This is a genomic window from Klebsiella sp. K-Nf6 (assembly GCF_002806655.1).
Classification (GTDB): domain Bacteria; phylum Pseudomonadota; class Gammaproteobacteria; order Enterobacterales; family Enterobacteriaceae; genus Klebsiella; species Klebsiella variicola.
This window is the reverse complement of the sequence record NZ_PIBN01000014.1, coordinates 144296-151558: the sequence shown is the minus strand read 5'-3', so window position 1 is coordinate 151558 and position 7263 is coordinate 144296. Positions and strand designations below refer to the sequence as shown.

The window sequence follows — 7263 nt, the reverse complement described above, 5'->3', positions numbered from 1 at the left end:
GCGTTGAGCTAACCGGTACTAATGAACCGTGAGGCTTAACCTTACAACGCCGAAGATGTTTTGGCGATTTGAGAGAATTTTCAGCTCTGATACAGATTAATCGATGCGTCCGGGTGACGTGTTGATAAAACAGAATTTGCCTGGCGGCACTAGCGCGGTGGTCCCACCTGACCCCATGCCGAACTCAGAAGTGAAACGCCGTAGCGCCGATGGTAGTGTGGGGTCTCCCCATGTGAGAGTAGGGAACTGCCAGGCATCAAACAAGTGAAGAGCCCATCCTGACGGATGGGCTTTTTGCGTTTCAGTGGACCGGCAGCATGCCGGCATGTGTCCCCGGTGGCGCTGCGCTGACCGGGGCTACAAACCGGGGCTGACTGGTAGCCCGGACAAGGTGCGCAGCACCGCCTCCGGGGAAAATCCTGCCATACCCGCACCATTATCTTCATTCAAAGCAAAATAAAACCCCGCCATGGCAATCCCTTCACCATAATCCACTTTTTCCTTGCTCCTGCGCTGGCGTTGATCGCGAAAACTGCTCTTACGAAAAAAAATGTGAATGCAATCACATATAAAAATATAACAATTATATAACATTTAGTTCACTAACTAATTTGTCTACGTGACGTGGTACGCCCGACAAGACAGATTGCAGTCTTTGCTGGAGCAATATAACAATGACAGAAAGTAGCATTACCGAACGGGGTGCGCCGGATCAGGCCGATACCCGTCGTCGTATTTGGGCAATAGTTGGCGCTTCCTCGGGAAATCTGGTTGAATGGTTTGATTTTTACGTTTACTCATTCTGCTCGCTCTATTTCGCCCACATCTTCTTTCCATCCGGAAATACCACCACCCAACTGCTGCAGACGGCAGGCGTATTTGCCGCCGGATTCCTGATGCGTCCCATCGGCGGATGGCTGTTTGGTCGAATCGCCGACCGCCGCGGACGTAAAGCCTCCATGCTTATCTCGGTCTGCATGATGTGCTTTGGCTCACTGGTGATTGCCTGTCTGCCAGGTTATGCGGTCATCGGCACCTGGGCTCCGGCGCTGCTGCTGCTGGCACGTCTGTTCCAGGGGCTGTCTGTTGGCGGAGAATACGGCACCAGTGCGACCTATATGAGTGAAGTCGCGGTGGAAGGTAAGAAAGGCTTCTATGCCTCCTTCCAGTACGTTACGCTGATTGGCGGTCAACTGCTGGCGGTATTAGTGGTTGTGGCGCTCCAGCAGGTGCTCAGCGATGAAGATCTCCATGCCTGGGGATGGCGTATTCCTTTTGCTCTCGGGGCGGTACTGGCTATCGTCGCGCTGTGGCTGCGTCGCCAGCTGGACGAAACCTCAAAGCAGGAGACCCGGGCGTTGAAAGAGGCTGGCTCATTTAAAGGGTTGTGGCGCAATCGCCGGGCCTTCGCGATGGTGTTGGGCTTTACCGCCGCCGGATCGCTGACCTTCTACACCTTTACCACCTATATGCAAAAGTATCTGGTCAATACGGCGGGTATGACGGCCGGTACCGCCAGCGTGATTATGACCGCGGCGCTGTTCGTTTATATGCTGGTTCAGCCGCTGTTCGGTGCCTTTTCGGATAAGGTTGGCCGCCGCACCTCCATGCTGTGCTTTGGCGTGCTGGCGACGTTATTTACCGTGCCTATCCTCAGCGCCCTGCAGAATGTGAGTTCACCGTATGCTGCCTTCGGGCTGGTGATCTGTGCCTTGCTGATTGTCAGTTTCTATACCTCGATCAGCGGTATCCTCAAGGCTGAGATGTTCCCGGCTCAGGTTCGCGCGCTTGGGGTAGGGCTTTCCTATGCCGTCGCGAACGCGTTGTTCGGCGGCTCTGCGGAGTATGTCGCGCTGTCGCTTAAGTCGGCGGGGATAGAGCACGCGTTCTACTGGTATGTGACGGTGATGGCGGCCATCGCCTTCCTGGTCTCTCTCATGCTGCATCGCAAGGGGAAAGGCCTGCGCCTGTAATGCTTACTGGTGCGCCAGTTGCCACACAGCATAGCCGGTGGTCGCGCCAGCGACATCCCAGGCGAAATCCTTCCAGCTCCAGCCGCTCCCAGCCGGGCGGCTGTCCCAAAGCTCTTTTGACGCGCCGAGGCTGATGGAAAACATCAGGCCGATGGCGGCGCTGCGGTCCCGGCTGTAACCCTGATGTTGCGCATACTCATTGCCGGCGGCAGACAGCATCGCCGAGGCCAGAAAATGCTGGGCTTTGTCCTGACCGGACCACGCATCATTTGCCATGTGGCTGCAGCCCGTTAACAGCAGCGATGTCATCACTATTATCGAACGCATAGCGCTTCCAGAAAAAAGCCCCGTCGACGCGGGGCTGATAGTCAGAGAATACGGCTGATCAACCGGTCAATGCGGATCCGTCGCAGGCGGCGGATCAGTTTTCGCACTTTAACCGGATAGTCGGCGATACTTTGCAGGTCGCGATAATGTTTCACCACCGTGGTGTGGGTGCGGATGAGCTTGAGCTCTTTCTCCCGCATGGCCCCCAACTGCTGCTTTGGATCGTGGATCAGAATGGCGTTTTCCAGATCGAGCCGCCAGGCGCGCGGGTTGAGGTTGTTGCCGGTGAGTAGCATCCACTCATCGTCAACCCACATGCCTTTCAGGTGGTAGCTGTTATCGTCATCCTTCCACAGGCGGACGATCAGCTGATCGGTATTGACATAATATTGCAGCCGGCTGAGGAAACGCCGCAGGTTGATCTCATACAGATAGGGAAGCGCACCGATAATTTTAAACGGCTGATCTTCCGGAATGTAGAAATCGTTAGCGGTTTTATCGCCGACAATAATCTCCACCTGCTTACCGTCCCGCAGCAACTGGATGATATTTCTCACCAGTACGGCAGGGAGGTTGAAGTAGGGGGTACAAATCGTCAGCTTGTGCTCGGCACAGGGCATCAGGTGAAAGATGGTTTTATTCAGCAGGCTGGATTTACCCAGACCTACCAGCGGGGTGACGGAGAGTTCTTCGTCACCAGCGGTGCCGACAAAATGGTAGCTGCGGTCGCGGAGCTCCTGACGGTACTGGCGAATGTCGTTTTTGATTTCCGGGCTTTTTGGCCGATCCGGTCTGTCGAGACGATTAACGCCGCGCCCCTGAACCAGATTATTGTCGACCCAGTCGAACATGACATCCGCCATTTTGCCGTTACGGATGCACTGATAGCGGTCATAACGGTACTTGTCATGCTGATGCAGATAAACATCGTTCAGGCTGGCGCCGCTGTAGAGGACGCTGTCATCGATAATAAAGCCTTTGAAATGGAGAACGCCGAGCGCCTCCCGGGTATTAATCGGCACGCCGTAAACGGGGATATCCACACCTGGGTTTTCATCGGCCATCCGGCAATACCAGTCGGCATTGGTATTGGAGGCGGCGGCGCCGATACGACCACGTTGAGCGCGGTGCCAGTCTACCAGAACGCGGACATCCAGTTCCGGACGCTGGCGTTTGGCGTCGTAGAGAGCCTGCAAAATTCCTTTTCCGCCATCATCTTGCTCCAGATAGAGCGCAATAATGCATATACGCTGAGTGGCGTGGGCAATCCGGGTCAGTAATGCTTCCCTGAAATCCGCAGGGGCGTAAAAGAACTCTACATCATCAACTGACTGAGAAAGCTTAGGGAGTTGGGCAAGGTGTTGTTGATGTTTATTACGCTTAAATTTTGACAACATCACAGTGCGTTTCTTCTCTGTTTATTGAAGGGTCTTCTGTACCATGCAGACGACGTAAGCGGGCAATAATACCATTACTACCCGCTAATGTGGTCAACAATTGCGGTCAGCGTGGCGCGATTATCCCTGATTCAGGGGCAGCGATAGACTGACAATCCCATCTTCCAGCTGAATATCAACGGTGAATCCCAGCTTTCTGGCCAGGCCGATCATGCCTCTGTTATTCGGCATCGTAATGCCATTCAGGCGTTGCAGGCCATGGCTTTGCGTATAGGCGATCAGCTTTTCCAGCAGCCTTCGCCCCAGGCCTAACCCTTTTAAATCTGAACGGACCAGAACGGCAAACTCGGCGTCAATATTGTCGGGATCGGATATCGCCCGCGTTACGCCGAGAATTTCGCTCTTCTCTGCGGTGGTCCTGACGGCAACAAACGCCATTTCACGATCGTAGTCGATCTGCGTCATGTTGGCTAAATCGTCGTGGGTAAATTCGTTGATCTCACTAAAATAGCGATAATAGAGATCTTCTTTGGTGACCTGAGCGATAAACGCGAGTAGCTGCGGCTCATCTTCCGGGAGGATCGGCCGAAACAGGCAGCGATCGCCATTTTTCATCACCACCCACTCCTCCTGCTGGTGCGGATAGGGACGAATCGCAAGGCGGCTTTCACTGTCGCCGTCAAAGGGGGCCAGGCCCAGTGTGACGTCCAGCGCCGTAAACTCGTTACCGGAGGCGAGCAGGGGATGAATGTCCAGGCGCTGGATCTCCGGGCAGTCGACGATCAGATTCGATACCTGAACCAGCAGCTGGCTTAGGCCCGCGATATCCAGCGGGCGCAATGCGCTGCGACCGCGGATCTTTTTATTTTTGATCGCCTGGATCACCAGATAACGCGCCAGGTTCATATTCAACGGCGGCAGCGCCACCGCGGCCTGATCCTCGGCCCGCCACTCCACGCCGCCTTCGCCCAGCATAATCAACGGGCCGAAGACGGGATCGTGCTCAACCACCACTCTCAGCTCCTGGGCGCCGGCGCGATTAGCCATACTCTGCACCAGCAGACCATGGATGCGCGCCTGGGGCCAGGCCAGTCTGACGCGATCGATCATCGCATCTGCCGCTTGCTGCACTTCGGCGGCGGTACGCAGATAGAGCATGACCCCCTGTACTTCCGATTTGTGCGGGATATCCGGAGAACGCAGCTTCAGGGCGACCGGATAGCCTATCTGCTCAGCGATATGCACTGCTTCTGCGCTGTCGGCTGCAATCCATGTCGGCAGAGTATGGATGCCATAGGCTCGTAGCACCGGGCTGACTTCGTGGGTATCCAGCGTGGTGGCGCCATCATCTATCGCTTGCTGCAGCAGAGCATGCGCCTCGCTGGTATTGGCGGTTAACGAGTCTGGTAGCACCGGCGTCTCGCGCAGTTGTTTCTGGTTGCGACGGTACTCAACCATATGCATAAAGGCGGTGATCGTCCCCTCTGGCGTACGGTAGGTAGGGAGGCCGGCATCGCTGAATAAACGTCGCGCTTCCTGCGAGGAAAATTCGCCGCACCAGTTGGTCAGCACAGTGACATATTTACCGCGCGGATGATGCTTCAGGGCGTCAATCAGGGCCAGCGCACTCTCCGTGCCCGGCGCGGCCGCGCTGGGCGAGTGGATCACCAGCAGCGCGTCATAGTCCTGACTGTTGAGCAAAATATTCAGGGCCTGCTGATAATGTTCGCTGCTGGCATCATCGCGCAGATCTAACGGGTTGGCGATCTCGACGCCAACCGGCAACGCCTGGCGCAGGGCGTCGCGGGTCTCCTCGCTGAGGACCGCCAGTTTGCCATTACGCAGCCAGAGTTCATCTAGCGCCAGTGCCGCCGGCGCCGCGCCATTGCTGACGATCATCAGCTTTTCACCACGCAGCGGGCGCATATGGCTGAGCGTTTCCACGGCGGAGAACAGCTCATGGGTGTCCTGCACCCGCAGCAGGCCAGCACGCTGAATGGCTGCATCCCATGCCGGATCCATCCCGGAGTTGACGTGCAACAGCTTTTGCGCCGCGGGACTACGGCCGCTTTTAATCACCAGGATAGGCTTGTTTCGCGAAGCGCTGCGCGCGGCGGAGACAAACCGACGCGCGTCGCTAAGATGCTCGAGGTAAAGCAAAATGGCGCTGGTCTTGCTGTCGCGGGCCAGAAAGTCCAGCAGGTCATCGACATCAATGTCCAGGCTATCGCCCAGCGCGATGAAGTAGGAAAAGCCCATCTCGCGCTGCTGCGCCCAGTCAAGGATAGTATTAGAGACGGCGGCCGACTGCGAGATAAAGGCCAGTTTACCGCGGTGGATCGCGACCGGCGAGAAGCTGGCGTTCAGGCCTTGCCACGGCGCCAGCAGCCCCAGACTGTTTGGGCCGAGCAGGCGCATCTGATAGCGGGTGGCGCATTCGAGCAGCGCCGGATACTGTTCCGGCGGCGAAGAGAGAATGATGCAGGTTTTACACCCTTTCTGCCCTAAGGCTTCGAGCAATTCGATATTACGCCGGGCGTTAGTACAGAGCACCGCCAGATCCGGCGTAAACGGCAGGCTCTCAATCGTGGGCCATGCCAGCACCCCGAGCACCGCCTTCCAGGCAGGGGTCACCGGCAGTACCGGGCCATTGAAACCGCCGGCTAACAGGTTGCGCATCATGAGATAGCCAGCGCGCTGCGGCTTCATTGATGCGCCAATAACGGCGATGGACTTTGGTCGCAGCAGTGCTTCCAGGCCTCGTTGGCTCATACCGGTCTCCTTTCATCCCAGTGACCGAATGATTTTAAACGTTTTCCACCTGGTCCGCTGTGATGCTGCCCTTATGCTGGGTTTTTCCCGCCAGATAGCGGGTCCGAAAGCGGGTGAAGTGCTCGCCAAGCGCAGCGGCGGCCGGGGCATCTCCCGCCAGATCCAGCAGGGCGATGGCCACTTCCGCAGTACAGTATTGTCCGTCGGCGTGCGCCTCGCGCAGATGGTAGGCAGAGATGCGTGACAAATCGACGGAGATTATCGGCAGCGCGTCAAGATAAGGGCTCTTGCGGAACATTTTGCGCGCTTCGGTCCAGGTGCCGTCGAGCATAATAAACAGCGGCGGCTTGCCGGACGGCGGCGCGCTCAGGACCTGGCGCTCCGGCCCGGCATAGGAGGCAGGGAAAACCACCATCGGTTGATAATCAGGATGAGCGACCAGATCGAGCAGCGCCTGCGGCGGCTCGGTTCTCGACCATTGATAAGCCTCGGTATCAGGCAGAATATCGGCGATGAGCCGGCCAGTGTTGCTGGGCTTCATCGGTTCCGTATCAAACATCACCAGGCAGAAGCGGCTGGTGGCCTGCGCTGGCACTAATGTTGCGCACAGGCACTGCTTGAGCGGCAGCAGGCAGCGCTGACAGCGGCGGATGCGGTTGCCGCGAGCAAGGAAAGGCCGGGTAGCTCGCGCGAGGCGTTCAGCGCGCAGGCGAAGGACTGCGTTTTCAATCATGGGAGTCGCTAGTGAAAAACGCTATTGTCGCAGAGGTGAAAACGGGGCACAAGCAGTGCCC

At 57.0% G+C, this 7263-nt stretch carries 6 protein-coding genes and 1 rRNA gene; 2 read left to right on the top strand and 5 right to left on the bottom strand.

The features are described 5' to 3' along the window. The first annotated feature begins 139 nt into the window (after positions 1-139). Positions 140-255 (top strand): 5S ribosomal RNA (gene rrf / locus CWM61_RS21245). Positions 256-357: 102 nt separating this feature from the next. On the opposite strand, the gene CWM61_RS29420 is transcribed toward rrf, so the two are convergent. Beyond that, on the bottom strand, positions 358-495 hold the full coding sequence (locus CWM61_RS29420) for a hypothetical protein (RefSeq protein WP_162676776.1): 138 nt from the start codon (positions 493-495) through the stop codon (positions 358-360). A gap of 179 nt (positions 496-674) precedes the next feature. On the opposite strand from CWM61_RS29420, the gene CWM61_RS21240 reads away from it, so the two are divergent. Then, on the top strand, positions 675-1973 hold the full coding sequence (locus CWM61_RS21240; protein ID WP_061153633.1) for an MFS transporter: 1299 nt from the start codon (positions 675-677) through the stop codon (positions 1971-1973). A gap of 3 nt (positions 1974-1976) precedes the next feature. Here CWM61_RS21240 and CWM61_RS21235 read toward each other — a convergent pair whose 3' ends face one another. From CWM61_RS21235 to tapT, 4 genes are all read right to left on the bottom strand, one after another. Further along, positions 1977-2300: a YfiM family lipoprotein gene (locus tag CWM61_RS21235; RefSeq protein WP_008803753.1), complete on the bottom strand. Its 324-nt coding sequence runs from the start codon at positions 2298-2300 to the stop codon at positions 1977-1979. 41 nt (positions 2301-2341) lie between these two features. Then, positions 2342-3697 (bottom strand): CDP-diacylglycerol--serine O-phosphatidyltransferase, encoded by a 1356-nt coding sequence (pssA, locus tag CWM61_RS21230; protein ID WP_061153634.1) that lies wholly within the window; start codon positions 3695-3697, stop codon positions 2342-2344. A 120-nt stretch (positions 3698-3817) separates the two neighbouring features. After that, a complete protein-coding gene (locus tag CWM61_RS21225) occupies positions 3818-6469 on the bottom strand; it encodes a bifunctional acetate--CoA ligase family protein/GNAT family N-acetyltransferase (RefSeq protein ID WP_074387832.1) in 2652 nt (883 codons plus the stop codon). A gap of 34 nt (positions 6470-6503) precedes the next feature. Further along, positions 6504-7202 (bottom strand): tRNA-uridine aminocarboxypropyltransferase, encoded by a 699-nt coding sequence (gene tapT, locus CWM61_RS21220; protein ID WP_023323113.1) that lies wholly within the window; start codon positions 7200-7202, stop codon positions 6504-6506. Between the last annotated feature and the right edge of the window lie 61 nt (positions 7203-7263).